24 protein-coding genes, 1 tRNA gene and 1 pseudogene are annotated in these 26,017 nt (G+C 65.9%); 18 read left to right on the top strand and 8 right to left on the bottom strand.

Features of this window, described 5'->3' with window-relative positions:
- Nucleotides 1-9 precede the first annotated feature (9 nt).
- From OHB26_RS31190 to OHB26_RS31175, 4 genes are all read left to right on the top strand, one after another.
- A complete protein-coding gene (locus tag OHB26_RS31190; RefSeq protein ID WP_330180831.1) occupies nt 10-579 on the top strand; it encodes an AAA family ATPase in 570 nt (189 codons plus the stop codon).
- A gap of 21 nt (nt 580-600) precedes the next feature.
- Entirely contained in the window at nt 601-1,548 is a 948-nt protein-coding gene (locus tag OHB26_RS31185; protein ID WP_330180830.1) for an extracellular catalytic domain type 1 short-chain-length polyhydroxyalkanoate depolymerase, read from the top strand.
- A 186-nt stretch (nt 1,549-1,734) separates the two neighbouring features.
- Nucleotides 1,735-2,583 (top strand): slipin family protein, encoded by an 849-nt coding sequence (locus OHB26_RS31180; RefSeq protein ID WP_330180829.1) that lies wholly within the window; start codon nt 1,735-1,737, stop codon nt 2,581-2,583.
- 132 nt (nt 2,584-2,715) lie between these two features.
- A complete protein-coding gene (locus tag OHB26_RS31175) occupies nt 2,716-3,552 on the top strand; it encodes a DUF4389 domain-containing protein (protein WP_330180828.1) in 837 nt (278 codons plus the stop codon).
- Here the strand turns inward: OHB26_RS31175 and OHB26_RS31170 are convergent.
- The 4 genes from OHB26_RS31170 to OHB26_RS31155 form a co-directional block, all read right to left on the bottom strand.
- On the bottom strand, nt 3,542-4,957 hold the full coding sequence (locus OHB26_RS31170) for an amidase (protein WP_330180827.1): 1,416 nt from the start codon (nt 4,955-4,957) through the stop codon (nt 3,542-3,544). The two genes, OHB26_RS31175 and OHB26_RS31170, sit on opposite strands and share 11 nt — an antisense overlap.
- 81 nt (nt 4,958-5,038) lie before the next feature.
- Entirely contained in the window at nt 5,039-6,043 is a 1,005-nt protein-coding gene (gene mgrA, locus OHB26_RS31165; RefSeq protein WP_330185834.1) for an L-glyceraldehyde 3-phosphate reductase, read from the bottom strand.
- A 22-nt stretch (nt 6,044-6,065) separates the two neighbouring features.
- Nucleotides 6,066-7,370 carry a glycosyltransferase 87 family protein gene (locus OHB26_RS31160; protein ID WP_330180826.1) on the bottom strand — a complete coding sequence of 435 codons (1,305 nt, stop codon included), beginning with the start codon at nt 7,368-7,370 and terminating at the stop codon, nt 6,066-6,068.
- 153 nt (nt 7,371-7,523) lie between these two features.
- Nucleotides 7,524-8,318, bottom strand: coding sequence for an SAM-dependent methyltransferase (locus OHB26_RS31155; protein ID WP_330180825.1), 795 nt, complete (start codon nt 8,316-8,318; stop codon nt 7,524-7,526).
- A gap of 395 nt (nt 8,319-8,713) precedes the next feature.
- Here OHB26_RS31155 and OHB26_RS31150 point away from each other — a divergent pair, with 395 nt between their 5' ends.
- From OHB26_RS31150 to arsA, 11 genes are all read left to right on the top strand, one after another.
- Complete coding sequence (locus OHB26_RS31150) at nt 8,714-10,051, top strand: DegT/DnrJ/EryC1/StrS family aminotransferase (RefSeq protein ID WP_330180824.1); 1,338 nt, start codon at nt 8,714-8,716, stop codon at nt 10,049-10,051.
- Nucleotides 10,048-11,220 (top strand): MFS transporter, encoded by a 1,173-nt coding sequence (locus OHB26_RS31145; RefSeq protein WP_330180823.1) that lies wholly within the window; start codon nt 10,048-10,050, stop codon nt 11,218-11,220. Before OHB26_RS31150 ends, OHB26_RS31145 begins: the two co-directional genes overlap by 4 nt.
- Nucleotides 11,217-12,155 (top strand): sulfotransferase, encoded by a 939-nt coding sequence (locus OHB26_RS31140; protein WP_330180822.1) that lies wholly within the window; start codon nt 11,217-11,219, stop codon nt 12,153-12,155. The genes OHB26_RS31145 and OHB26_RS31140 overlap by 4 nt, the downstream gene beginning before the upstream one ends.
- 6 nt (nt 12,156-12,161) lie before the next feature.
- Nucleotides 12,162-12,980 carry an SDR family NAD(P)-dependent oxidoreductase gene (locus OHB26_RS31135; RefSeq protein ID WP_330180821.1) on the top strand — a complete coding sequence of 273 codons (819 nt, stop codon included), beginning with the start codon at nt 12,162-12,164 and terminating at the stop codon, nt 12,978-12,980.
- Nucleotides 12,974-13,849 carry a family 3 encapsulin nanocompartment shell protein gene (locus OHB26_RS31130; RefSeq protein WP_330180820.1) on the top strand — a complete coding sequence of 292 codons (876 nt, stop codon included), beginning with the start codon at nt 12,974-12,976 and terminating at the stop codon, nt 13,847-13,849. The genes OHB26_RS31135 and OHB26_RS31130 overlap by 7 nt, the downstream gene beginning before the upstream one ends.
- 9 nt (nt 13,850-13,858) lie before the next feature.
- A complete protein-coding gene (locus tag OHB26_RS31125; RefSeq protein WP_330180819.1) occupies nt 13,859-15,151 on the top strand; it encodes an NAD(P)/FAD-dependent oxidoreductase in 1,293 nt (430 codons plus the stop codon).
- 12 nt (nt 15,152-15,163) lie between these two features.
- Entirely contained in the window at nt 15,164-15,874 is a 711-nt protein-coding gene (locus OHB26_RS31120; RefSeq protein ID WP_330180818.1) for an aspartate/glutamate racemase family protein, read from the top strand.
- Between the two features lie 91 nt (nt 15,875-15,965).
- The gene (locus OHB26_RS31115; RefSeq protein WP_330180817.1) at nt 15,966-16,253 is read left to right on the top strand and encodes a hypothetical protein; all 288 of its coding nucleotides are present in this window, start codon (nt 15,966-15,968) and stop codon (nt 16,251-16,253) included.
- Between the two features lie 488 nt (nt 16,254-16,741).
- Nucleotides 16,742-16,960, top strand: a complete 219-nt coding sequence (locus tag OHB26_RS31110; protein ID WP_330180816.1) for a 2TM domain-containing protein — start codon at nt 16,742-16,744, stop codon at nt 16,958-16,960.
- Nucleotides 16,961-17,134: 174 nt separating this feature from the next.
- On the top strand, nt 17,135-17,713 hold the full coding sequence (locus tag OHB26_RS31105; RefSeq protein WP_330180815.1) for a flavodoxin domain-containing protein: 579 nt from the start codon (nt 17,135-17,137) through the stop codon (nt 17,711-17,713).
- A gap of 245 nt (nt 17,714-17,958) precedes the next feature.
- Nucleotides 17,959-19,734, top strand: a complete 1,776-nt coding sequence (gene arsA / locus OHB26_RS31100; protein WP_442942760.1) for an arsenical pump-driving ATPase — start codon at nt 17,959-17,961, stop codon at nt 19,732-19,734.
- Nucleotides 19,735-19,864: 130 nt separating this feature from the next.
- On the opposite strand, the pseudogene OHB26_RS31095 reads toward arsA, so the two are convergent.
- Nucleotides 19,865-20,394 (bottom strand): annotated as a pseudogene (locus tag OHB26_RS31095) (GNAT family N-acetyltransferase); the annotation flags it as partial.
- 78 nt (nt 20,395-20,472) lie between these two features.
- Between OHB26_RS31095 and OHB26_RS31090 the strand changes: the two are divergent.
- Both OHB26_RS31090 and OHB26_RS31085 read left to right on the top strand, forming a co-directional pair.
- Complete coding sequence (locus OHB26_RS31090; protein ID WP_330180814.1) at nt 20,473-21,171, top strand: arsenate reductase/protein-tyrosine-phosphatase family protein; 699 nt, start codon at nt 20,473-20,475, stop codon at nt 21,169-21,171.
- A gap of 44 nt (nt 21,172-21,215) precedes the next feature.
- Entirely contained in the window at nt 21,216-21,881 is a 666-nt protein-coding gene (locus OHB26_RS31085; protein WP_330180813.1) for an arsenate reductase ArsC, read from the top strand.
- Between the two features lie 146 nt (nt 21,882-22,027).
- Here OHB26_RS31085 and OHB26_RS31080 read toward each other — a convergent pair.
- A tRNA-Leu gene (locus OHB26_RS31080) sits at nt 22,028-22,112 on the bottom strand.
- Between the two features lie 155 nt (nt 22,113-22,267).
- On the bottom strand, nt 22,268-22,582 hold the full coding sequence (gene mihF, locus OHB26_RS31075; RefSeq protein WP_153807097.1) for an integration host factor, actinobacterial type: 315 nt from the start codon (nt 22,580-22,582) through the stop codon (nt 22,268-22,270).
- Nucleotides 22,583-22,831: 249 nt separating this feature from the next.
- Between mihF and OHB26_RS31070 the strand changes: the two genes are divergently transcribed.
- Nucleotides 22,832-23,683 (top strand): tetratricopeptide repeat protein, encoded by an 852-nt coding sequence (locus tag OHB26_RS31070; RefSeq protein ID WP_330180812.1) that lies wholly within the window; start codon nt 22,832-22,834, stop codon nt 23,681-23,683.
- Here OHB26_RS31070 and OHB26_RS31065 read toward each other — a convergent pair.
- The gene (locus OHB26_RS31065) at nt 23,670-25,955 is read right to left on the bottom strand and encodes an excinuclease ABC subunit UvrA (protein WP_330180811.1); all 2,286 of its coding nucleotides are present in this window, start codon (nt 25,953-25,955) and stop codon (nt 23,670-23,672) included. The two genes, OHB26_RS31070 and OHB26_RS31065, sit on opposite strands and share 14 nt — an antisense overlap.
- Nucleotides 25,956-26,017: the final 62 nt, after the last annotated feature.

The following is a 26,017-nucleotide window of genomic DNA, read 5'->3' as shown; positions in this document are numbered from 1 at the left end:
TTGGGGGCGATGACGACTGGGGAACGCGGCGCGCCGAACGCCGCACAACGGGATACCGGGCGCGCCGTACTGGTTGTGCTGCGCGGCAATTCGGCATCCGGGAAGACCACCACCGCGACCGCCATCCAACATTCGATGGAGCGCAGCGCCTGTGTGGTGGTCCCCCAGGATGTGGTACGCCGCCAAATGACCTGGGAACCCGATGAGGCCGGGCGCATCAATGTCGAATTGATCGAGCACATAGCCACATTCGCCCTGGCGCGCGGTCTCGTGACGATCGTCGAGGGCATCCTGGACACCCGCCGATACGGCACCATGCTGGGGCGATTGGCCGACACCGCGCCCCGCAGCCTGTTCTACGCCTTCGATCTCACCTTCGAGGAGACCCTGGTGCGGCATGCGAGCCGTCCGCTGGCGGCGGAGGTGCCCGACAGTTCACTCGCGCAGTGGTATCACGGTTGGCAGCCGCTGGAATTCACCGCCGAAACCCGAATCGATTCGAGCTGGGAGCAGGCGACCATCGCCGACCGAATCCGCGGCGATATCGCGGCCGCCCGCACCGACGGGCCGGGCCGGTGAAATCGGCTTAATATCGGGGAGGTGACCATCGCACGCGTTGCCGCCGGCGCGGTCTCGGTCGCGCTCCTCCTGTTGACCGCCGGGTGCGGGCATCCCTTCGCGCGAGCGACCGACGATGTCACCGTGTCGTTCGAATACGGTGGGCTGCAACGGCAATACCTGATCCACCGGCCCGCCGGGGTGGGCGCGCGGGCACCCGCGGTACTGATCTTCCACGGCGGCGGCGGTACCGCGGAAACGATGACGAACTCGGTCGGATTCGACCGCCTGGCCGATACCGAGGGATTCGTGGCCGTCTACCCCGTCGGCTACGAGAAGTCCTGGAGCGACGGTCGCGGTGCGGACACCAAGGCCGGAGCCGCGGGCATCGACGATATCGGCTTCGTCTCGGCGCTCATCGATCGCATCATCGCGCAGGACGGGGTCGACGCGGATCGCGTGTACGCCACCGGAATCTCCAACGGCGCCATGTTCACCCAGGATCTGGGCTGCCGACTCTCCGATAAGCTCGCCGCCATCACACCCGTCGCGGGACCGCTCCCGGCGGCCGACGAATCCTCGTGCACGACAACCCATCCCCTGCCCGTCCTGGAGATTCACGGCACCGCCGATCCGATCGTCCCCTACGACGGCGGTCCGGTGCGCGTCACCTCCGGCAATCACGGTGGCAGCGGATCCAGTCCGGTGCTCTCGGTGGACGCCACCCAGCAGTTGTGGCGCACCAGGGACGGCTGCGGCCCGGTGCTCGACACCCCGCTGCCGTCGACCACCGATGACGGCACCTCGGTGACAATCGAATCCGCCGACTGCGTCAACGGCGGCAAGGTCCAGCTGTACTCGATCACCGGCGGCGGTCACACCTGGCCCGACGGCCCGCAATACCTTCCGGCCGCATTGGTCGGCAAGGTCAGTCACCAATTCGATGCCACGCAGGTGATCTGGCGGTTCCTGTCGGCGTTCCACCGCTGATCCCGGCGCAACGCCGACCGAATCGGCGTGTCCGGGATCGACGAAATGCCCTGTTTCGGATGCCGTTCGGCCCTGCGTTCGGCCGGTGCGGCGCGCGCATGCTGAACCGACCGGCCCGGAATCGTCGCCGATGCGGCGCGCTGTGCGCGGTATCGCCCTGTGACGGACGCGCCGGAGGAGAAATCCATGAACGCCTTGATTGCCGTCGGGGTCGTGATCGTGGCGCTCGCGCTGCTCATCGCGGCACTGTCGATTCGGGTGGTGTATCAGTACCAGCGCGGCGTGCTCTTCCGCCTCGGACGGGTCATCGGAGTCAGACAGCCCGGCTTGAACTTCATCATTCCGATCATCGACCGCCTCTCGCGGGTGTCCATGCGCATCGTCACCATGCCCATCCAGTCCCAGGGCATCATCACCCGGGACAACGTCAGCGTCGATATCTCCGCGGTCGCCTACTTCCGGGTGGTGGACGCCGAGAAATCGGTGGTCGCGATCGAGAACGTCTACGCCGCGATCGATCAGATCGCACAGACCACGCTGCGTAAGGTGGTCGGGCAGCACTCGCTCGATCAGGCGCTCGCCGAGACCGACACCATCAATGTCGACATCCGCCAGATGCTGGACACCACCACACTCGAGTGGGGCGTTGAGGTCACCCTGGTCGAACTCAAGGACATCCAACTGCCCGACACCATGAAGCGGGCGATGGCGAAAGAGGCCGAGGCCGAACGTGAGAAGCGCGCCAAAATCATTGCGGCCGAAGGCGAATCCATGGCGGCAGCGGCGCTCGGCGATGCTTCGGACACCATGATGGCGCACCCGCTCGCCCTGCAGTTGCGCAATCTGCAAACCCTCATCGAGCTCGGCGTCGACAAGAACACCACCGTCGTGTTCCCCGCACCGATGATGAGCGCGATCGGTGATATCGGTGCCTTCTTCGCCCGCGAAACCGCTGCCGCTGCCGCCCCGATGGCCGCCGCCCCGCCGGCGCGGGCGGTGGTGGTGCCCAATGGCGCAGCCGACGGATCGTACTAGCGGCAAGTGATCGGCTATCCGGTGCCCGACGCCGACAGGCGGCGCGGTTACCGGGCAATTCCCCCGTTCCGGACTACATTCGGGCTCGACCGGGTCCGGATCGAGAGTGAAAGCGGGTGTGATCGTATGACTATGGGTGAACCGTGGCCGTCCGGTGGCCAGGAATGGCAACCGATCGGCATACCGGGCGAGACGCTCGTCGAATTGGATGTTTATCCGCCGCAGGAACATCGGCGGTGGACCGTGCTGTTGCGGGCGCTGCTGGTCATACCGCAGCTGATCGCATTGTGGGTCCTGGGGATCGCCGCGTTCGTGGTGGTGGTCTGCGGCTGGTTCGGCGCGCTGTTCACCGGGCGGCTGCCGCTGTGGTGCGGGGACTTCCTGCGCGGCTACTTCTCGTACAGCACCCGGGTCTACGGGTACGCCATGCTGGTGGTCGACGACTACCCGCCGTTCGCCTGGAACCCACCGAATTACCCTGTGCGCGTACTGTTTCCGCAGCCGACCGAATTGAATCGGCTCGCGGTGCTGTTCCGGCTCATCCTGGCCTTCCCGATTCTGGTGTTCTCCAGCTGGCTGACCACCGGCTGGGCGGTGGTGTCCGTCATCATCTGGTTGATCGTGCTGATCACCGGGCGCATGCCGCGCTCGGTCTTCGAGGCGACCACGGCGGTCATGCGCACCGAATTGCGTACGCAGGCTTACACATACCTGCTGACACCGGCGTATCTGAAGGGTGTGTTCGGCGATCAGACCGGGGTGCCCGCCGATCCGGCGACCGAGCAGTGGACGCAGCCGGTGCGGCAGTCGCCGACCCGGCCGCTGCTGTTGTCGCGGGGCGGGCAGATACTGCTGATCGTCATGCTCATTCTCGGCATTCTGGCGAGCCTGGCGCAGAGCGTGACCGGCAATAATGATGACGACAGCGACGACTTCTCGCTGTCGACCTCGCAGCTCGTCAACGGATAGGACGCCGGGCCGTCGACGGAAAGCGGTGCGCCGCTTCGAGTTCGAACGCGGACTCGAGCAGCGTGCGCTCGTCCCCGTAGGCGGCCGAGAGCTGCACTCCGATGGGCATGCCCGCTCCGGACATGCCCATCGGCAGCGAAATCGCCGGTGTACCGGCCACATTGTTGATCGGGGTGAACCCGACGTAGTTCATGAGCCGAGTCAGCAGCTCATCGAATTCGATTGTGGGGCTGAGGTATCCGAGCTTGGGGGTGGTGTGACAGAGCACCGGGGAGAGAATCAGTTCGTGCTTGGCGAACATACCCGCCACCGCATCGGCGGTCCCGCGTAGCCGCCACAGCGCGGTGGGCGTGCGATGCAGATTCGCCCGGTGATGTGAACGCAATCCCTTGGTGAGGCCATCGAATTCGCCGGTGTCGAAGGATCGATCGAAGGTGAGCCTGCCCGCTGTGCCGATCAGATCCGCCAGCAGCGCCCAGAGTTGGACGAAATCATCGGCCCACTGCCTGGTCACGGGCAGCCGCACCGGTTCGACCTTATGCCCGGCATGCTCGAGCAGCGCGGCGGTGTACTCCACCGCCGCCGTGGTCTCGGCATCCACCGGCTCACCCACGAGTGTGTCCGTCACCAGGCCGATCCGCAGCCTCCGCCGTGCCGGACCCAACACCGCGCCGATCGGCGGCAGCGCCGGATTGCGCCGGAAGTCCTCCATGGCAGCGATATACGCGGCGGTATCGCGCACCGTGCGGGTGAGCACACCCTCGGAGACGAGATTGATCGGCATCATTCGCGCCATCTCGCCGTCCACATGCCGGCCCCGGCTCGGCTTCAAGCCGACCAGCCCCGCACAGGCCGCCGGAATCCGAATCGATCCCCCGCCGTCATTGGCGTGCGCGATCGGCACCACCCCCGCCGCCACCAGTGCCGCCGCGCCACCGGAGGAGGCGCCCACCGAATACTCGGTATTCCACGGATTGCGCGCGGGCTCGGCACTCATGAATTCGGTTGTGGGACTGAACCCGAACTCCGGCAGCCGGGATTTGCCGAGCACCGTCATCCCGGTGCTGCGGAACTGCCGCGTGAATACACCGTCACCGCGCGCGGGTCGCGCCCGGAATGCCGTGGTGCCGTGATTACTCGGCATCCCCCGCACATCGGTGTTGTCCTTGACGAAGGTCGGCACCCCGTACAGCGCCGCGGACTCGTCCTCGCCATAGCGCGGTGTCGCGAACTCGGCGTAGGCGACCGCGTTCAATGCCGGATCGACCTTTTGCGCCCGTGCCGCCGCGGCCGCGGCCAGCTCGGCGGGGGTGGTGATTCCGGCGTGCACCGCCGCCGCGGCTCCGACCGCATCATGGTGTCCCAGTGCGTCATCGGCATAGGCATCTAGTCGGCTGTCCAGCATGAATCGAGCATAGAGACTGCCGCTCGCACGAGGTAGGTCCCCGGGAATTCCTTCCTCCTGCGAGCGTGCCTCAGACCGGGGTCAGAGCGTGCCTTCTCGGGCGCTACGCCAGAGGTCGACCTCGCCGTCGTCATCGAGGAGTTTGTCGATGGCGGACAACTCGTCGGTGGTGAACTCCAGATTGTCCAGGGCCCCGATATTCTGATCGAGCTGCTCGGTCGAGGAGGCTCCGATCACCAGCGAGGTGACGCGTGGATCTCGCAGCGCCCAGGCCAGTGCGAGCTGCGCGAGCGTTTGCCCACGCTCGGCGGCGATGCCGTTCAGGGCGCGCAGGCGATCGCGCATCTCGTCGGTGAGCCATTCGGTTTGGAACGACTTGTCCTGGGTGGCACGCGATCCCGCCGGAATGCCGTCGAGGTACTTCGAGGTGAGCAGGCCCTGAGCCAGGGCGGTGAAGCCGATGATGCCGAAACCCTCGGCTTGCGCGGCATCGAGCAGGCCCTGCGTCTCGATCCAGCGATTGAGCATCGAGTACGACGGCTGGTGGATGAGCAGCGGGGTGCCGAGGTCGCGCAGGAGTCCGGCCATGGTCGTGGCGTCCTGTGCGGTATACGAGGAGATGCCGACGTACAGCGCTTTGCCTTGTCGCACAGCGGTATCCAGCGCTGTCGCGGTCTCCTCGAGCGGCGTGGTCGGATCGAATCGATGCGAATAGAAGATATCGACATAGTCGAGTCCGAGCCGGGTCAGCGACTGATCGAGGGAGGACAGCAGGTACTTTCGTGAGCCGCCACCCTGACCGTACGGACCGGGCCACATATCCCAACCGGCCTTGGTCGAGATGATCAACTCGTCCCGACAGGCGGCCAGCTCCTCGCGCAGGATGCGCCCGACATTGATCTCGGCGGCACCGTACGGCGGGCCGTAGTTATTGGCGAGATCGAAGTGCGTGATTCCGGAGTCGAAGGCGCGCAAGGCGATCGCGCGCTGATTCGCGAACGGGCGATCATCGCCGAAGTTGTGCCAGCAGCCGAGCGACAGCAGCGGCAGATCCAATCCGGAACGTCCACTGCGGCGGTAGCGCATCGACCCGTCATAGCGGGCGGGATCAGGAAGATACGGCACTGGTCATCTCCTCCGGTTCGCGGACACTCTGCGGGGTATCGGCGGGAAGCGCCGACCGTCGCAACCATACGGCCGCGGCGGCGAACAGTGCGAGCGTGAGCCAGAGGTAGGCGTTATGGTCCAGAACCGCGAACGCGCCGTGTTCGGGGAGGTCGAAGATGCTGCCGTAATGGAGTCCGACCAGTTCGAAGAGTCCACCCGAGGTGATCAGGCAGACCACCAGCAGACCCGCGGGCGCGAGCAGGCCACCGCGCCGGATCGCCAGATCGGCCAGGTAGATCAGCAGCGCGCCCAGCCATACCCAGTGATGAATCCAGCTGTACGGCGAGACCGCGGTGCTGGTCAGACCACACAGCACCACCGCGGGAAGTTCACGCCCGGTCGCGGACAACCGGCGCGCCAACAGCAGGCAGGCCACCGCGATGGCGACAGCCCCGACCAGCCACAGCAACTGGACCCACGACCCGTCGCCCAGGGTGCGGGCCAGCATGCCGCGCAGCGATTCGTTCTGCGGATTCTTCGGCACACCCACCCGGGCCGGATCGGCGAACGCGCCACTCCAGAACGTCCACGAATCCTTCGGCAGCACAGCCAAACCCACCACCATGGTCGCCACCAGCGCGCCGACCGCGGTCGCGGCGGCCCGGAACCGGCGAGTCACCAGCAGATACAGGACGAAGAACACGGGCGTCAGTTTGATTCCGGCGGCGACACCGGTGAGCGCGCCCTTCCAGCGGGAGGAATCCGGCAGCGCCATATCGGCCAGTACGAGCAGCAGCAGGAACATATTTACCTGCCCGAACGCCATGGTCTCGCGGATCGGCTCGCACATCATCAGCAGTCCCGCGATGGGCGGGCCGAGAATCAGCAGTCGCCGGTCCCGCCGAAACCCGAGAACGGCCAGCGCCGCCCACACCGATCCGGTCAGCATGGCGAAATTGCCGAGCCCACCCGCCCAGGTGAAGGCCAGGCCGTGAATCTTCGCCAACGGCACGAACAGCAGCGCCGAGAACGGTGTGTACACGAACTCCCAGACACCACGGGTACTCCCCCGCAGCGGAGTGTCATACACCGACACACTGTCCAGCACCCGCTGCCCCGCGATCTGATACGTGCCCAGATCGACCAGATGCAGCATCATCCTCGGCGCGGTCAGCACCTCATGTAGGTAGTAACCGCCCGCCAGCACCCCCAGCGCCGTCACCACCCACACCACCGGCATCGGAATCACGCGCCGCGGTGTCACCGCGCGATTCACATCCGCCGACGCACCAACCGACAAAGCCATGTCTCACCCCACTGGTTCCGGACCTGCTTGCCGGGACCAACGTAGTGACAACCTCCGACCCCTCGCCACCCGTCGCACCTGCAGGCGACGCCGAAAACCGGAACCGCCGTTACCTCCAATGCGAACGGATCGCGCTGGGATTCGGCCAGTCGTTCAGGGTTTGCGGCCTACGCCGCAGTAGCAGGAGACCTTCGCGTCGAAAGACGGGGAGAATTCGGTGGTTTGGTCCAGGCCCCAGCGGTGGGGCGGGACGATACCGGGCTCTACCAGATCCAGGTCGGCGAACCAGGAGGTGACTTCCTCGTGGGTGCGGACCTGCGCGGGGAGTTTGCGGACACGGTAGACATCCTGGGCCGCTGCCACCTGCTCGGGGGCGAAATCGGCTGTGATGGTGCAGATTACGAGATAGGAGCCGGGGGCCAGGGCGTCGAGGAAGGTGGAGACGATCTTGTTGATATCGGACTCGACGAAGTGCAGCAGGGCGATCATGCTCAACCCGACCGGTTCGTTCAGGTCGAGCAGCCCGGTTAGTTCGGGGGCGCGCAGGATGGCCGCCGGATCGGTGACATCGCCGTGGATGTAGGTGGTCGCCCCGACGCCGCTGCCCATGGTCATCAGGGCGCGGGCATGCGCGAGCACCAGCGGGTCGTTGTCGACGTACACCACCCGCGCATCCGGTACGGTCCGCTGCGCGACCTGGTGCAGGTTGGGTTCGGTGGGAATCCCGGTACCGATATCGAGGAATTGCCGAATCCCCGCTTCCGCCAGGAATCGGGTGCTGCGGTGCATGAACTGACGGTTGATCCGGGCGGCCTGACGGATATGCGGCCACGCCTGCAGGATCTCCTGCGCCGCCTTCCGGTCGATCTCGTAGTTGTCCTTGCCGCCCAGAAAATAGTCATAGATGCGGGAGGTATGGGGCTGGTTCAGTGGGTTGTCTCCGTCCATTCCTGTCACCGTTCATCGCATGTCGACCACACACCTTCTCGCACAGGCTAGTCCGTCTGTTTCCCGACACCCCCGGAAACAGCGAAAAGGGTGGTTTCACGGGGAAGATGGTGTGTGGACGCCGTTTTGCGGGCGTTTCATCCGATCGTTCGCTCCCGCCTGACCGGTCGATGTCTTCGCGTCGACGCGCCATCCTTCTGACATCCGTTGGGGCACAACGGGTTGCGTAGCCGATCACTCCAGGACGTGTGACCGGGATTTAACGACATTTCGGTCATAACCGACGAAAATCGGCGTAGCGTTCTTGGACATTCACCGAGATTCCCCGTCCTGAGAACCTCGGTCGACAAGCTGTCAGAACCGCCGGCGCGGTGTCGGTGGAAGCATGAAACACGATGGCGGACAACGTGATTGATGATTCGACATCTCCCCCGACAACACCCGTCACCCCACCGGCTCATACTCCGCGACTGGCCCTGTCCGGCGGCGATCCGATACGACATACCCCTTGGCCGACCTATGACCGGGGTGCGGTGTGCGTACACCCCGAGGACGAGGAAGCGGCGCTGCGCGCCCTCCGCGGTCACCTCTACTTCCGCTACGACCACCGCCCGCATCACGAGACCGAGTGCGCGCGATTCGAGGCGGAGCTGTGCGACTGGTTCGGGTCCGCGCACGCGCTGGCCACCTCCAGCGGCACCACCGCCCTGGCCCTGGCGATCATGGCCTCCGGAATCGAACCCGGAAGCCAGATCGCCTGTCCCGGTTTCACTTTCGCCGCCACACCCAGCTCCATCCTGCTCGCCGGATGCACCCCGTTCCTGGTCGACGTCGATGAGGACCTGCACCTGGACGTCGCCGATCTGCGCAGCCGGTGGACTCCGCGCGTCAAAGCGATCGTGGTGGTCCATATGCGTGGTTTCGCCGGAGATATGGGCGCGCTGCTGCGGTTCGCCGAGGAGCGCGGCGTGCCGGTATTCGAGGACGCGGTCCCCGCACTCGGCGCAGAGCTGGATGGGCGCAAACTCGGTACCTTCGGACTGGCAGGCGCGTTCAGCACACAGTCGGACAAATCGCTCAACAGCGGCGAGGGCGGCTTCCTCATCACCGATGACAGCACCCTGTTCGCCCGCGCCACCGTACTTTCCGGCGCCTATGAGGGCCGGTTGCGGCGGCACTTTCCGGACGGCGACCCACCGATCCCCACCGATCTCGACCTGCCGCTGTTCAGCTTCCGGATGGACGAGATCCGCGCCGCCCTGCTGCGATCCGAACTGGGACGACTACCGGTGCGGCTGGCCGCCTTCCGCGACAACTACGACTACGTCGCCGCGGCACTGGCCGATCTCGACGGCATTCGAATCCGGCGACCGGTGGCACCGGGCGCGTACCTCGGTGAGGCCTTCATCTTCCGGGTGGCCGAGGGTCGGGCACAGTGGTTCGCGCGGGCACTGTGCCGCGAGGGCATCGAGGCGCGCAATCTCGGATCGGACTCCGACCACAATATTCGCGCCTTCTGGAACTGGCGATTCATGTTCCGTGGCATGGAGACAGCCGCGGTCAAGGCATCCCTGCCGAATGCGACCCGGTATCTGCAAGCGGCGGTGGACATTCCACTCTCCTCGACCCTGTCGCGGGCCGACTGCGACGATCTGATCGCCGCGGTGCGCAAGGTCGCCGCCGTCATGGCCGCGGAGACCGACGCGAATTCCTCGTGGGCCGGACACCGATGACGGCGCCCTCGGAAACCGGAAAGCTCCCACGACTCGCGATCGCCGGGGTGTTCGGCGGATTGTTCTGCGGCTACCTGGGCCTGTCCGCGGCCATCCCGGTACTACCGGACCACGTCCGTGACCGCTTCGGTGCGGGCGATCTCATGGTCGGTCTGGTGGTCACGGCCACCGCGCTGACGGCTCTGCTCACCCGGCCCGTATTCGGCGGGCTGGCCGACCGGCACGGCTATCGGTCGGTCATGCGGTTCGGCGCCCTCGCGCTCGCGTTCGGCGGGCTGCTGTACTTCGTGCCGCTCGGCCTGATCGGGTTGATCGCGGTGCGCCTGCTGCTCGGCGTGGGCGAGGCCGCACTCTTCACCGCGGGAGCCGCCTGGACCGTCCTGCTCGCACCGCACAACCGGCGCGGCCAATTGATCGGGCTCTACGGCATCGCCATGTGGGGTGGCATCTCACTGGGAACGGCACTCGGCGCGGCACTACGGCATCTCGGGATCGACGCGGTCTGGACACTCTGCGCGGCAACACCTTTGGCGGGCTTCGTGTTGATCAGCATTGTCGCCCCGGAGCCGCGGGTGGCGCGATCCGGCGGCGGTCGCGGTCTGATGCTGCGGCCGGCCGCGCTGCCCGGCCTGGCCCTGGCCTTGGCCGCCGCGGGCTATGTCGGGCTGGCCGCGTTCATCATCCGCGACCTGCAAGTGCGCGGAATCGGCTCCGGCGCAGTCGTATTGAGCATCTTCAGCGCGGTCTACGCCGGTACCCGGCTGGTCATCGGGAAGCTGCCGGACCAGCTCGGACCGCGCCGCGTCGGCACCTGGTCCGGGATCGGCGAGGCGCTCGGCCTGCTGATCATCGCGTGGTCGCCGAACCTGCCGGTGGCGGTACTCGGTGTCGTGGTCATGGGCGTCGGGTTCTCGCTGCTGCACCCCTCGCTGGCGCTGATGGTCATGAACAGCACCGAAAGCACGAAACAGGGTGCGGCACTGGGCGCCTACACCTCGTTCTGGGATCTGGGCCTGTTCGTCTGGGGTCCGGCGACCGGGGCCATCGCGAGCGGATTGGGCTATCCCGCCGTATTTCTCGTCGGCGCGGGCTGTGCGTGCGCCGCCGCGGTCATGGCCAACACGATTCGGCAATCGCCGCCACCGGCTGCGAAGGGAGTCAGCGAATGACAGGCGCAGCACCGGTCAAGGTCCTGTGCGTCACGGGATGGTGCCGCAACGGCAGCACCATCCTCGGCAATATCCTCAATGAGATTCCGGGCGTATTCCATGTCGGGGAACTGCATTTCCTCTGGAAGAACGCTGCGGGCCGCGGAGTCAACGAGCAGTGCGGCTGCGGCCATAAGCTCGTCGACTGCCCCTTCTGGTCCACGATCCTGCCGATCGGAAGGCCCGCCGGGGCCACGCTGGAAGCCCACGCCGACACGGTCATCCGCCGCCAGCTCGGCCATATCCGAACCAGGCATACCTGGCAGCTACTCGCCCGCGGTCCGCATAACGAGGATGTTCGCGCGCACACCGATCTGATGTCCCGGATCTACCGGGCCGTCGCCGAGCGCGGCGATTCGCCGGTGATCGTCGATACCTCGAAGATGCCCGGTGAGGCAGCGTTGCTGGCGCATATGGACGGCATCACCCCGTACTACCTGCATCTGGTGCGCGATCCACGGGCCGTGGCCCAATCATGGAGCAAGCCGAAGGAATACGTGTACGCCATGTCGCCCGCGAAGAGCACCGGCTACTGGACCGGCTTCAACCTCGCCTCGCACGCGATCAACCGGCGCTATCCGCGGCGGTCGCTGTTCCTGCGCTACGAGGACTTCATCGCCGAACCGGCCGCGACGATCGACACGGTGCTGCGATGGTGCGAGCTCGACCCGGCGTCCAACCCGATGACCGATCGAACGGTGCAGCTGCACGCCAATCACACGGTCACCGGAAACCCGGACCGCTTCAACACCGGTGTCACCGTGATCCGCCCGACCGACGACCGCTGGCACAGCGCCCTGCCCGATTCCGCCAGGCGAACGGCGACGGCGCTGTCCTGGCCACTCGCGCTGCGCTACGGGTATCTCACCGGCGCTGAGCCCGGCGGAAGAGGGTGAGCGACAGTGGATTTGGGATTGAAGGACAAGGTAGCACTGGTCGCGGGCGGATCCAGCGGTATCGGACTGGCGATTGCCCGCGAGCTCGCCGCCGAGGGCGCACACGTCGCCATCGGTGCCCGCGACCCGGACCGGCTCGCCGCGGCCGAGCGGGTCGTGAAAGCGGTGGCGCGCGGCCGTATTCACGCCACGTGTGTGGACATCACCGACGCCACGGCGACCCGCCGCTGGGTCGAGGAGGTCGCCGCGGAGTTCGGCGGACTCCATATCGTCGTGGTCAGCGGCGGCACTCCGCCGACCGGGAGCGCGTCGACCTTCGCGGCGGCGGACTACCGGCAGGCGGTCGACACGGTATTGATGCCCGCCGTCGAACTGGCACTGGCGGCGCTCCCCCATCTGCGGAAAAAGCATTGGGGCAGAGTGCTTTTCGTGGCCTCGGAGACGGCGCTGGTCCCCATCAGCGGACTGGCCCTGTCCGGGGTGACCAGGGCGGCCATCGTGCGGTTCGCCCAATCCCTGGCGGCGGATGTCGGCCGCGACGGTGTGACCGTCAATGTGCTCGCACCGAGCGCGACCCGCACACCGCTGCTGGAACGAGTCCTGACACAGGGATCCGCCGACGTCGAGGACCAGCTGGCCGCCGTCGGCCGCGAAACCGCCGTGGGGCGGGTCGCGCATCCTGACGAAATCGCCGCCTTGGCAACATTTTTGGCCGGTGAACGCGCCGGTTACATCACCGGCACCGTCCAGCTGATCGACGGCGGCTCGAGCGTGCTCGGCGCATCCTCATCGCACTACACCGTTTCCCAGGAGGAGACATGCTGAAGTCGGACACCATCAAACAGACCCTGGCGCAGGTCGTCGCCGACCGGAAACAGGAACTGTCGCCGGGGCGGATGTTCGTCGAGGCCTGCGGGCAGCATGGGCTGGACGCGGCGGTCGAGTACGACGTGACCATCACCGATTCGCTGACCAGCTCGCGGCGCAAACCGCGCAATCCCGCCCGCAATATGCTCAAAACCATTGACCTGTCCCGCGATCCGCGCCAGTTCTACTGGCATGAGAGCGCGCCCGCGGCCGGAGACACACCGATCGCGGGCGCCGAGGTCCGACGCGAACTGGCCAGTCGATTCGGCAAATCGCCGATTCCGGAGCTGCTCACCACCACGGCCTGGGTGCAGGTCCCGCCGGATCTGTGGAAGGACCCCGACACCTTCGAGACCTTCATCAACTACCGCTTGATCGTGCGGCTCTGTACCGCCGAGAACCACACGATCATCAGCGGCGAGGGCGGGCTGTTGCACCTGCCCGGCATCGAAAGAATGACCTCGCCGGGCCCGTTCGCATCGGCAATCCTGCGCGCCTGCAACGAGATCGAGCAGATGGGCGGCACGGCGGACGGCATGATCATCAACCCCGTCGACTACTACCGGGCGCTGGGCACCGGACGGCTGATGGACGATCTCGAGCAGAACGGCGTCTTCATCGTCCGCACCCGCCTGGTCGAGCCCGGCAGCGCCATCGTCGGCGATTTCGGGCACGGCGCACAGCTTTTCGATGCCGGGCGTTCGGTGATCCGCTTCGCCGAGCCCCCCGAGGGGACATTCACCGAACCCGGCATCGCGCTGAAGGCGGAGATCTACGAACGGGTGGTGGTCAATCTGCCGACGAACTTCTTCGTCGTCACCGTCTAGGCCGAACCCATGACGCGCGATCGGCAAGACCCGATGCTCGCGGACCCGGACGTGGTGGTCATCGGCGGCGGTGTCGTCGGATTGTGCTGTGCCCACCAGTTGCGGCAGCGCGGGGCGACGGTCACGGTGCTCGAGCGCGGTGCGCTCGGCGGGCCACAGTCGTGTTCCTACGGCAATACGGGATTCGTCGGCACCCACGGTGCCGCGCCCCTGGCCGAACCCGGCATGCGCGCACTCGCCGTTCCCGGTGCGACCGAGCCGGATTCACCCTGGTACATCGAGCCGCGAGCGGATGCGGAACTGACGCGCTGGCTGGAGCATTTCCGGCGCGCCTGCTCGGTCGAGGCGGCTGCGGCCGGATTCCGGACGCTGATCGGCATGAAGCGGCGCAGCCTGCAGATTCTGCTCGAGCTGTGCGCTACCGAAAGCATTGCCGCGACCCTCGAGTCACCGGGCATCGTATTGGCCTTCAAGACCGCGGCGGGTTTCGACGATGCGAGACGCGGGGTCGAGCGCACCGTCGCCGCTGGTGTGCCGCTGCGCGTCCTCGGCCCGGGTGAACTCGGCGAGCTCGAGCCGAAGACGGTGTTCGATATCCACGGCGCGCTGTACAACCCCGAGGGCGCGTACCTGCACGTCCCCGATTTCATTGTCGAATTCGGCCGAGTCCTGAGCGATTCGGGCGTGGACATTCGTGAGCACACCGAGGTCGCCGGGTTCGAAGTACGCGAGCGAAATATCGTGCGCCTCAACACCACTCGTGGCGAGCTGCGTCCCGGCAATGTGGTCATCGCCGCGGGCGCGTGGTCGGCCGCGTGCGCCCACATGGCGGGCGTCGACCTGCTGCTGCAATCGATCAAGGGCCACAGTGTGACCGTGGCGATGCCACCGAGCGCTCCCTGCCGCCCGGTGCTGCTGAGCGAGGGCAAACTGGCGATGGTCCCGCTCGGTGACCGATTGCGGATCGGCGGGCAACTTGAAATGACCGGAATGAGCACCGAGGTCTCCGAACGCCGAATACGGGCGCTGCTGCGCACCGTGCGCGAATTCCTTCCCGCACTGGAGGAGACACCGACCCTGCACACCTGGAGTGGATTGCGGCCGTGCACTCCCGACAGCCTGCCCCTGATCGGTGCCGCGGGCGATCTGGGCAATCTGCTCATCGCCGCCGGGCACGGCCATATCGGTATGGGACTCGCGCCCGCGAGCGGCGAACTCATCGCTCAGCTGCTCGCGGGCGAACAGCCGCAGACCGACCCGATCCCCTTGCGGCCGAATCGCTTCGGCGGCGCAGTCACCTGAAACGGCGATGACATGGCAGACCGAGCGGAGATCAGGATCGGTGTCCTGTGTCTCGACACCACGTTCACCAAAATCCTCGGGCACATCCGCAATCCGGCGACCTTCGACTTCCCGGTCGTCTATCAGGTGGTCCACGGCGCGACCCCGCGCCGCGTGGTGACCGAGGCGGACCCGACGCTGCTCGAACCCTTCATCGACGCGGCCCGCGAACTCGAATCCGAAGGCGTGGCGGCGATTACGGCCGCCTGCGGCTTCCTGGTGATCTTCCAGCAGCGCCTGGCCGATGCCGTTCGCATCCCGCTGTACAGCTCGAGCCTCATCCAATTGCCGATGGTCCACCGCATGGTGGCCGCCGATCGCAAGGTCGGCCTATTGGTCGCCGACGAACACTCCCTCACCCGTCGTCATCTGGAGGCGATCGGCGGTGAGTCCGTGCCGATCTGCGTAGCCGGAATGGCCGCGCACCCCGAATTCCGCGAAGTCATCCTCGAAGGCCGCCGCAGCGCCCTCGACGCCGACCGCCTCGGCCGCGAGGTTCTCGACGAAGTGCGCCGACTGGCCGCGCTCCACCCCGATATGGGTGCGCTGATCATCGAATGCACCGACCTGGTGCCGTACCGGTACGCGATACAGCAGCATCTCGGCGTCCCGGTCTTCGATATCGTCACCCTCACCGAAATGGTGCACCGCGGCCTGTCCCCCAGCCCCTTCGGCCGGGCATGACGACCACGGAACTGGGGGCACACTTTTGAAACCAGCACACTTCAGATGTCCGTAGAGTGACCTCGATATCGCGAACCCCGAGGAGCACTCCGTGAAAACCACTGCCGCGCACCGCATTCGCCGCGCCGCCACGATCGGCTGCGTGCTGGCCGCCCTCTCGGCCGGAACCGCCACCGCCGCGCCGCTGGTCTTGCAACCCGCAGCCGAGGCACCCGCCATCGCCGACGGCACCGGATCCTTCGATATCAACGGCTCCTCCGAGGGCAACGTCTGGTTCTCGGTCAGCCAAGGCTCCAGCGAAATGGGCCTGCACCTGTTCGAATTCCTCTTCTGCAACGTGCTGGGCTCCAGCAGCCCCTTCATCTGCGGTTTCCAGTAGTCCGCGATCGGGACGAGAGAAGGGCTCTCCCCGGCGTCGAGGAGAGCCCTTCGTGGTGTGTCCGGAGGGGTCGGAACCGGAATCGTTATGAACGCTGGTCGGGCAGGATGAATTCGGTGTCGGTTCCGCTCATACGCAGCACTCGGTTCACACACGGTGATCCGAGTATCTGCGGCCGATAGGGTCGAACAACCCTGGAGTCGCCTGGACGACGGTAGTGCGCTCGGGGTGTACGAGAGAATTCGCTGCGGGCCATTTATGCACCCGCACAGCGATATTCGAATCGGGGTCCATGTCGGAATCCGTCGGGACTTTCGCCCCTTGGGTGCACGGCGGCGACAAGCCAAGCTGGAGAAGAGATTCGCACCGAACTCGAGGTAGGTGTGATGACTTTCGATAAAGATCCTGTCGATCGCGGGACACGCCACGTCGCAGATTCCGGGGAGTCGGCCTGGACGACCGATGAAAGAGATTGGGCGCGAAGGCGAGTGGAACGGAAGCACAAGCTGCGGGCCGATGTGATCGCCTATGTGGTGGTCAACCTGTTCCTGGTCGGCGTATGGGCCGTTACCGGGTTAGGGTATTTCTGGCCCGGCTGGGTGATCGCCGGGTGGGGAGTGCTGTTGCTGCTCGACGCGATCACCATCTACACCCATCGTCCGGTGACCGGTGCGGAGATCGAGCGCGAGTTACGCTCGCGAAACTAGCACAGGGTCGATCATGAGCTGGATCGCCAGCTGCGCGGACCGATCGGCCGAGTGAAATCTTCTGCGGTTCGATTGGATCCCGCTCGCCCACAAGCAATTCCGGTGACGAACGTCGATCCGGTAATGGGACTGACGACCCTGCTCAGGAGACCGGATCCGGCGGAGGGTTGCCCTATGACCTCCGACAACAACCACCGTATCGAACATGCGGTGCTCATCGTCTACGCGTCCGCGGCGGGTTCGACCGCCCAGATGGCCGAGTTCATGGCACAACGCATGCGGGACAAGCAGTTACACGTCCGTGTCGAACCCGTCGACCGCGCACCCGACCCCGGCCTGTTCGCGGCGGTGGTGCTGGGCAGTGCCATCCACAACGGCCGTTTCCTGCCCGGCTTCGCCGACTACATCCAACGCCATGCCGCCACCCTGAAACAGCAACCGAACTGGTTGTTCAGCGCCGGAATGGGCCCCGCGCTGCATGGTCCGGTAGGAGCGATCTTCAAGCGGATCACTCCACCCGAGATCACCGAATGCCGAACCGCGGTCGACAGCAACGAATACCGCGCCTTCGCCGGCGTCGTCGCCCGTCCGCCCGACTTGCGGACCCGGCTGCTGGTCCGACTCTTCGGCTGTCCCCTCGGCGACCTACGTGATTGGACCGCGATCGCCGCCTGGACCGACGGCATCACCAGCTGGATCGACAACACCCTGCCCGCCACCCGCTTCCCGGCCACCGGCAACCTCGGCGAGTAGATCGCGACGGTGAACGCCGAGCCGAATCGATTGTTCGCCCCCCGCACCGGCCTCCCGCACCAGGCCGAGGTCGGCATCCCATCTGCCGCACCTGAAACGACCCCGCCGCACGCTGTGGGATTGTTGCTGTTCGACCTGGTTGTCGGTGACGTTCGGCTCTGCCCGCACGGTGGGCCGGTGCGGTCGGATGGAGGCGGGTCGAGTTTGAGTCCGTTGTCTGTGGTGACCGAGAGGTGTTGGAGTCGATGGCCGTCATGAAGTTCCTCGCTGATGCTCCGCGGTTCTTGTTCTTCACCGGTAAGGGTGGTGTTGGCAAGACTTCGATCGCCTGTGCGGCGGCGGTGAAGTTGGCGCGCGCGGGCAAGCGGGTGCTGCTGGTTTCCACCGATCCGGCCTCGAACGTGGGTCAAGTGTTCGGGCTGGCGATCGGCATCACGGTCACCGCGATTCCGGGCGTGAACGGTCTGTGGGCGCTCGAGATCGACCCCGAGCAGGCCGTGCGGGCATACCGGGAACGGATCATCGAGCCGCTGCGCGGCACGATCCCCGACACCGATATCGCGGCGATGACCGAACAATTGTCGGGTTCGTGCACCACCGAGATCGCCTCGTTCAACGAGTTCACCATGCTTCTCACCGACGAAACCGGCGGCTATGACCACATCCTGTTCGACACCGCACCCACCGGGCACACCATCCGGCTGCTGCAACTGCCCGGGAACTGGAGCCAATTCCTCACCGGCGGTGGCGATGCCACCTGCCTGGGGCCACTGTCGGGGCTGGACAGGCACAAGGCCGTCTACGCCGCAGCGGTCACCACGCTCGCCGACCCGCACCGCACCCGAGTCATCCTGGTCGCCCGGCCCTCCCGCTCGGCGCTAGCCGAAATCGCCCGCACCCGAACGGAACTCGCCGCCATCGGCATGAACAACCAGTACGTCGTCGTCAACGGCGTCCTGCCCGACACCATCCAGGCCACCGACCCGCTCGCCGCCGCCGTCCACCGCCGTGAACGCGCCGCGCTCGCGGCCATGCCCGACACCGTCGCGGACCTCCCGCGCGACCTCATCGAACTCAAACCAGCCAACATCGTCGGCACCGACGCCCTGACCACCTTTTTCGACCCCACTCCGCCCTCGCAGGCCACCGCCACCGCACCGAACGTCTCTGTACACGCATCGTTGGCGCAGTTGGTCGACGACATCGAGGCAGACGGTCCGTGCCTGATCCTGTGCATGGGCAAAGGTGGAGTCGGGAAGACGACCGTCGCCGCCGCAGTCGCGGTGGCCCTTGCCCGCCGTGGTCACGACGTGCACCTGTCGACCACCGACCCCGCCGCCAACCTCGCCGAGACCCTCGAAGGCAGCATCGAGCACCTGCGCCTATCGCGCATCGACCCGACCCAGGCGGTCCAGGACTATCGTGCCCGCGTGATGGCCACGAAAGGAGCCGCCCTCGATGATGCCGGCCGTGCTGCCCTCGCCGAAGACCTGCTCTCCCCGTGCACCGACGAAGTCGCTGTCTTCCAAGCCTTCTCCCACGTGATCGCCGAATCCCGGCGACGCTTCGTGGTCATCGACACCGCCCCGACCGGCCACACCCTGCTGCTGCTCGACGCCACCGGCTCCTACCACCGCGACATCGCGCGACAACTCGCACCAGGCATCCGCTTCACCACCCCGCTGATGCGACTGCGGGACCCCGCCTCGACCAAAGTTCTGTTGATCACCCTGGCCGAAACCACCCCGGTCCTCGAAGCCCTCGACCTGCAAAGAGATCTCGAACGAGCCGGTATTCACCCCTGGGCCTGGATCATCAACAACAGCCTCACCGCCGCCGCACCCGGCGACCCGCTATTACAGCGCCGCGCCAACGCCGAACTCGCCCCGATCGGCCAGGTCACCCGTCATGCCCAGCGGTATGCCGTCATCCCCGCCCTCGCCATCGAACCTGTCGGCATCCCCGCACTCACCGCACTCACCGACACGACAGCGACACTCAAAGTTCGCGAACCCCATTGACCATCAACTGTTTTCGATGACGGTCACCGAATTCCAGTAGCTGTCGGTGAGGGGCATATGGTCGCGGAAATACGCGCCCCACTCCGGCTCTGCCGCGGCGGCCAGGGGATGAGGGGCTGAGTCGGCAAGCGGGGCGTCGGCGTTCGAGGAAGACGGTGTCGCGCCAGTCGCCGTCGAGTTGGGCGATGCGTTCGCGGACGCCGACGGTGCGGAATCCTGTGGCGTGGTGCAGGGCGATGCTGGCCCGGTGCTCGGGAAGATCGGGGTCTGCAGGGTCCGCAGGCCGGCCTGGTCGGCGGTGATGACCTGGGTGCGGACGAGGGCCTTGCCGACACCGCGACCGCGCATACCGTCGGCGACGTAGACCGAGGCTTCGGCGACTCCGCGGTAGCAGTCGCGAGTGGAGACGGGTGAGAGCGCGGCCCAGCCGACGACTTCGGCAACCCAACGGTGTTCGGCAAGCCATTTCGCGTCGAGGTCCTTCCGGGTGGGGACCTCGGTCTCGAAAGTGGCGTTGCGCGTGGCGATTCCCTCGTTGTAGATGCGGCGCACGGCGTCCCAGTCGGTGTCGGTCAGGGCGCGGACAGATACGTCGTCGGGGCAGCACGGCTGGGGTGGGAGGAGGACACCCATGACCGCGTCGGCGGCGTGTGGGAGGCCGGGATTGTCATGCGAAGGGTTCCTTCGTTTCGTGCTCCTGCTTGACACCCGCCGTATTACTCAGTGATTATTGAGTCAATGAGTACTGAGCAATCATGGAGTGTGGAGCGGCGTGCCGAAGTGCACGCCGCGCTGGCCGATGCCACCCGACTTCGTATCGTGGACGCGCTGACCGGCGGCGACATGTCGTCCTCGGAGCTGTGTGGACTGCTGTCGATTCCGACGAACCTGATGGCTCATCACCTGAAGGCGCTCGAACGCGTCGGAATGGTGGAACGCGGCAGATCCGAGGGCGATCGTCGACGCAGTTACCTGCGGCTTGTACCCGGATTCGGGGGAAAACTGTTGCCGCACAGCATGTATTCGGCGGCCAGGGTCGTATTCGTGTGCAGTCGTAACACCGCGCGTTCGCAGCTCGCGGCGGCTGCCTGGGTACAACGCAGTACGGTCCCGGCAATCTCGGCGGGCACCCATCCGGCCGAACGAGTACATCCGGGGGCGGTGGCCACGGCGCGTCGGCACCGGATCCCGATGCGACCGAGCCGACCTCGAGGCGTCGACGGGCTGCTGCACTCCGGCGACCTCGTCATTGCGGTCTGCGACAACGCCCACGAGGAATTGCCCTCGGGTATCGAACGCCTGCATTGGTCGATACCCGACCCGGTCGCGGCGGGCACCGACGAGGCGTTCGACAACGCACTCGAGCTCATTGCCGACCGCATCGACCGCATTGCGGCCGCGGTCGAACCCTTCGCGGCCGACGACGCGCACACCTGAATTCCGTCCCACCCATTCTCTGAACAAGAACATCGGAGCTCGTCATGGCTGAATCACCCGTCACGGACTATCAGCGTACGGACCTCACCATCGATCAGAAGTTAGCGCTCAGGACTGCCGCCACCCGGCTGCAGGAGGAGTTCGCCACCACTTTCGGTGTCGAGACCATCGAACGGTTCCTGCACTCCTCCTACGACCAATTCGCCGGGCGCGCAACGGTTATCAATTTCCTACCGCTACTCGCCGAGCGGTTCGCCCGGCAGCGCCTGCGGGCGCTGGCCCGCGTCGAAGGCAAGATCACCGACGGCAAGCCCACAGTGCTGTTCCTGTGCACCCACAACGCGGGCCGCTCTCAAATGGCTCTGGGCTGGTTTACCCAACTCGCCGGGGACCAGGCTGTCGTCTGGTCGGGCGGCTCCGAACCCGGCACCGAGATCAACCCGGCCGCGATCGCCGCCATGGCCGAGGTCGGCATCGACATCTCCGGCGAATTCCCGAAACCGTGGACCGAGGAGATTGTGCGGGCCGCCGACGTCGTCATCACCATGGGATGCGGCGATGCCTGCCCGGTCTACCCCGGCCGTCGCTACGAGGAATGGATCCTCCCCGATCCGGCCGGTGCGGACGTCGTCGCGGTGCGCCCGATCCGCGACCAGATCGAGAACAAAGTCCGGCACCTGCTCACCGAACTCGATGTTCCTGTCCGGTGAAATCCCGCGGCGGGCTGGTGGCGATCCTGAAATACGCCGATCCGAACGACAAGCTCGAGGTGTATCGGCAACTCTGACCTATAACCACGAAAACACGGGTGGTCGTGGAGAAGCTTCTCCACGACCACCCGTGTGCGTAGTGTCTGTGTCCGGAGGGGGACTTGAACCCCCACGCCCTAATACGGGCACTAGCACCTCAAGCTAGCGCGTCTGCCATTCCGCCACCCGGACCGGTGTGCTCAGCAAGGTTATCGGATGTCACCGTTTGGACCAAATCGCCCCAATCGGGTCTTCACCTGGGCCTTGCTGAGTGAAGGAGACCTCGAAACGGTGGGGAGCGGTTGCCTCCGGGCCCGAGTTCGACCCGGCAGGCGACCCCCCGAAACTCAGGCGCTCAACGCCTCCAGCAGTGCCGCGCGCTGGCGTGAACCCAGGCCACCGATACGACGATCGGCCGGGATTTCCGCTTCATCCATCAACTTGGCGGCCTTGACGGGGCCGATTCCCGGGAGCGCCTTGATCACGGCCGCAACCTTCGTCTTCTTGACCAGATCTTCGTTGTCTGCGCGCTTGAGAACCTCCGCCAGACTGACCGATCCCTGCTTGACCTGCGCGATCAACTCCGAGCGGGCCTTGCGCACCGCGGCGGCTTTGGCCAGCGCCTCGGAGCGTTGTTCGGGGGTCATGGTGGGCAGAGCCATATGTCCTTACCTTTCACTCGTTCGCTGGTACGTCGGCGTCGAGTAAACATGACGCCAGGCCCGCAACCGGTACGACACACCGCGTGTTTCGGCGCAACACGTCGAGCGACCTGCTGAAAAGGGCCGGATACGCAGGTCAATTGTCCAGGAGTTTGCTGTGGCAGACAACTGGCAAATACGCCGCTCATCGGCCGCGATCGGAGTTACGGTGGGCCCGAAATCGCGTACGGACCGGGAAGGGCGGGGCAGATGACAAGCTTGTATCAGTACGCCGTGTGGGAGACCACCGAACCGCCACCGGTGCTCCGATACGACAGCGCCGAGCCGCTGACCTGGAACGGCGCGAAGGTCTACCCCCTGCATTCGCAGCGCATCGGCGGCTCCCCCACCACCGTGACGCTCCGAATGCGCACCGCTCAACCCCGGCGCGGGGTCCGCGCACTCGGTATGGGACTGGCCGTGGAGGGCGGTCACGTGCTCTTGAACGACCGGAAGTTGAGTGGGGTTGACGTCTGGTCCGATGTCATGTCCGGCGGTATCGAACTACGCATATGCCCCACCGGATCCGATGCCGCCATCACGCTCACTCCGGTCTGGGTGGACGACTTCGGCGATGTGGTGTCCTGGTCGGGCAATTACGGCATGCTCATCACCCGCGAGAGATCCTGCCTGGTGCTGCACTGCAGCACCGGCGTAGGACCCCCGGACTTCACCGAACTCGTGGTCGAATTCGCCACCGCGCCTACCCCGCCCGACCCGATTCCGCCCGCCGATGCCGGGCTCTACACCGCGGCGCTGTACGACCTCGGCGTGGCCATGCAGCAGCGCGGCGACGGTCGGCAAGCCTGCCAATTATGGCGACAGGCAGCCGATTTGGGACATTTCGCCGCCGCCTACGACCTGGCCGTCATGTTGCTGCGACTGGGCCAACTCGCCGAGGCCGAGTACTGGTGGCGCATCGCCGCCGAACACGGCGATACCCGCGCCATGGCCGGGCTCGCCGAGGTCCTCGAACGGCGGGGCAATCCCGCCGAGGCCGCCCTCTGGCGCGATGCGCTGGCAGTCGAGGCATATCCGCAGCGAGTGCCTACCCTCGAATAGCGGCACCGTCCCGATAGCGCCGCAGGTACTCGCCGGTCAGCGACTCCGGATGCCGAAGCAGTTCGGCCGGCGTACCGGTGAATACGATCTCGCCGCCGTTCTTACCGCCGTCCGGGCCCAGGTCGATCACCCAGTCGGCGTGCGCGACCACATCGAGATTGTGCTCGATCACCACGACGGTATTGCCGCGCTCGACCAGCCCGTCCAGCAACCGCAGCAGCGTGTCCACATCGGACATATGCAGTCCGGTGGTGGGTTCGTCGAGTACGTACACCGTGCCGCTGTGCTGCAATTGCGTGGCGAGTTTGATGCGCTGCCGCTCACCGCCGGAGAGCGTACTCATCGCCTGTCCGAGGCTCAGATAATCGAGTCCGACCTCATTCATGGTGCGCAACTTGGCATTCAGTGCTTTTTCGGGGAAGAATTCCACGGCCCCCTCCGCTGACAACTCCAGCACATCGGCAATCGACTTGCCGCGCAGGTGAAGTGCGAGCACCTCATCGGAGAACCGCCGCCCGTCACAGGATTCGCAATGCGTGGTGACCGGATCCATATACGCGATCTCGGTGATGATCACCCCGCGCCCACCGCATTCGGCGCACGCGCCATCGGAGTTGAAGCTGAACAGGCTCGGCGGCTTCCCGGTGGCCTTGGCGAAGAGTTTGCGGATCGGATCCATCAGCCCGAGGTAGGTCGCGGGCGTGGAGCGTGAGGAGGCCGCGATGGCCGACTGATCCACGAACACCGACTCCGGATACCGCGCCATGAATTCATCGCGGATGAGACTGCTCTTCCCGGATCCGGCGACACCGGTGATCGCGGTGAGAATCCCGGTCGGCACCCCGACCGAGACATCCTTCAAATTGTGCGCGTTCGCATTCTCCACGCGCAGTTCCCCGTTCGATGCACGGAATGCCGTTTTGACCGCGAACGGCCGCCGCAGCCCCTGCCCGGTGAGCGTCCGCGCCACCCGCAGCTCGGCGAAGCTGCCGGTGAACATGATCTCCCCGCCGTGCGCTCCGGCCCGTGGACCGACATCGACGATATGGTCCGCGATCTGGATGACATCGGGATCATGCTCGACCACGAGCACGGTATTGCCCTTGTCCCGCAAGGCCTCCAGCATGCGATTGAGCCGCCCGACATCACGCGGATGCAGTCCGACGCTGGGCTCGTCGAAGATGTAGGTCATCCCGACCAGCGTGCTGCCCAGATGCTTGATCATCTTCAACCGCTGGCCCTCACCGCCCGACAGTGTGGCGGTGGGTCGATCCAGACTCAGATAGCCGAGCCCGATATCGGCGACCCGCCCCAGCGCTATCCGGCTCGCCTCGGCCAGCCCGAGCGCCGCCGGATCGGTGATCTCGCCCAGCACCTCGATCAGATCGGTGATCTGCAATGCCGTCCATTCGGCGATATTGCGTCCATTGATCTTGGTGGCCAAGGCTTTCGCATTGAGCCGGGCACCGTGACAGGCCGGACAGACGCCCTCGGTGAGGAATCTCTGAATCTGCTCCCGCGTCTTCTCCGACAGTCCGGAGGTGTCCCGCTTGAGCCGTGACCGGGTGAACTTATCCGCCAGCCCTTCGTAATTCGCCTTCCAGGTGCCCTTGTTGAAGGTCAGATCCACTTTGCCGCCGGTGCCGTGCAGCAGATCGTGCCATTCCGCGTCGCTGTAGTCGGCGAGCCTCTTGTCCAGGTCGAAGCGGCCGGAATTCCCGTAGAGCTGCCAATCTCCGCTGCCCACAGCGTATCCGGGCAGCAGAATCGCGCCCTCGTTCAAGGATTTCGAGCGGTCCACGAGTTTGTCGGGGTCGGCGGTGATCGTCATCCCGAGTCCGTCGCACTCGGTGCACATGCCCTGCGGGGTATTGAACGAGTAGTCGTAGACCAGCCCGGTCGACGGCGATCCGAACCGCGCGAACAGCGCCCGAATGAGCGCGTAGATATCGGTCATGGTCCCGACCGTCGAGCGTGGTCCGCCGCCGACGGCCTTCTGGTCGATGATCACCGGCGCGGTCAGATTCTCGATGGCCTCCGCATGCGGCCGTTCGTAGCGCGGCAGGAAGTTGAGGATGAACGCCGGAAAGGTGGCGTACAGCTGGCGCTGGGATTCGATGGCGATGGTGTCGAAGACGATCGAGGACTTGCCCGATCCGGAGACGCCGGTGAAGACGGTGATCTTGTTCTTGGGGATCTCCAGGGAGATATTGCGCAGATTGTGCTCGCGGGCGCCGAGGACCCGGATCGTTTCGGCGGAGGCAGCGGACATGACCCGAGCATGCCATCGAGCACCGACAAAATGCCCGGTGTTTTGTGACGTAAATCACACCA

It is taken from the genome of Nocardia sp. NBC_01503 (assembly GCF_036327755.1).
GTDB lineage: Bacteria > Actinomycetota > Actinomycetes > Mycobacteriales > Mycobacteriaceae > Nocardia.
This window is presented reverse-complemented; position numbering and strand designations above follow the sequence as displayed.

What these genes read in the sequence shown, in the direction of transcription:
- OHB26_RS31190 (WP_330180831.1), top strand. Translation starts at nt 10, where the DNA reads ATGACGACTGGGGAACGCGGCGCGCCGAACGCCGCACAACGGGATACC.
- OHB26_RS31180 (WP_330180829.1), top strand. Translation starts at nt 1,735, where the DNA reads ATGAACGCCTTGATTGCCGTCGGGGTCGTGATCGTGGCGCTCGCGCTG.
- OHB26_RS31175 (WP_330180828.1), top strand. Translation starts at nt 2,716, where the DNA reads ATGGGTGAACCGTGGCCGTCCGGTGGCCAGGAATGGCAACCGATCGGC.
- OHB26_RS31170 (WP_330180827.1), bottom strand. Translation starts at nt 4,957, where the DNA reads ATGCTGGACAGCCGACTAGATGCCTATGCCGATGACGCACTGGGACAC.
- mgrA (WP_330185834.1), bottom strand. Translation starts at nt 6,043, where the DNA reads ATGCGCTACCGCCGCAGTGGACGTTCCGGATTGGATCTGCCGCTGCTG.
- OHB26_RS31160 (WP_330180826.1), bottom strand. Translation starts at nt 7,370, where the DNA reads ATGGCTTTGTCGGTTGGTGCGTCGGCGGATGTGAATCGCGCGGTGACA.
- OHB26_RS31155 (WP_330180825.1), bottom strand. Translation starts at nt 8,318, where the DNA reads ATGGACGGAGACAACCCACTGAACCAGCCCCATACCTCCCGCATCTAT.
- OHB26_RS31150 (WP_330180824.1), top strand. Translation starts at nt 8,714, where the DNA reads ATGGCGGACAACGTGATTGATGATTCGACATCTCCCCCGACAACACCC.
- OHB26_RS31145 (WP_330180823.1), top strand. Translation starts at nt 10,048, where the DNA reads ATGACGGCGCCCTCGGAAACCGGAAAGCTCCCACGACTCGCGATCGCC.
- OHB26_RS31140 (WP_330180822.1), top strand. Translation starts at nt 11,217, where the DNA reads ATGACAGGCGCAGCACCGGTCAAGGTCCTGTGCGTCACGGGATGGTGC.
- OHB26_RS31130 (WP_330180820.1), top strand. Translation starts at nt 12,974, where the DNA reads ATGCTGAAGTCGGACACCATCAAACAGACCCTGGCGCAGGTCGTCGCC.
- OHB26_RS31125 (WP_330180819.1), top strand. Translation starts at nt 13,859, where the DNA reads ATGACGCGCGATCGGCAAGACCCGATGCTCGCGGACCCGGACGTGGTG.
- OHB26_RS31120 (WP_330180818.1), top strand. Translation starts at nt 15,164, where the DNA reads ATGGCAGACCGAGCGGAGATCAGGATCGGTGTCCTGTGTCTCGACACC.
- OHB26_RS31105 (WP_330180815.1), top strand. Translation starts at nt 17,135, where the DNA reads ATGACCTCCGACAACAACCACCGTATCGAACATGCGGTGCTCATCGTC.
- arsA (WP_442942760.1), top strand. Translation starts at nt 17,959, where the DNA reads ATGGCCGTCATGAAGTTCCTCGCTGATGCTCCGCGGTTCTTGTTCTTC.
- OHB26_RS31090 (WP_330180814.1), top strand. Translation starts at nt 20,473, where the DNA reads ATGAGTACTGAGCAATCATGGAGTGTGGAGCGGCGTGCCGAAGTGCAC.
- OHB26_RS31085 (WP_330180813.1), top strand. Translation starts at nt 21,216, where the DNA reads ATGGCTGAATCACCCGTCACGGACTATCAGCGTACGGACCTCACCATC.
- mihF (WP_153807097.1), bottom strand. Translation starts at nt 22,582, where the DNA reads ATGGCTCTGCCCACCATGACCCCCGAACAACGCTCCGAGGCGCTGGCC.
- OHB26_RS31070 (WP_330180812.1), top strand. Translation starts at nt 22,832, where the DNA reads ATGACAAGCTTGTATCAGTACGCCGTGTGGGAGACCACCGAACCGCCA.
- OHB26_RS31065 (WP_330180811.1), bottom strand. Translation starts at nt 25,955, where the DNA reads ATGTCCGCTGCCTCCGCCGAAACGATCCGGGTCCTCGGCGCCCGCGAG.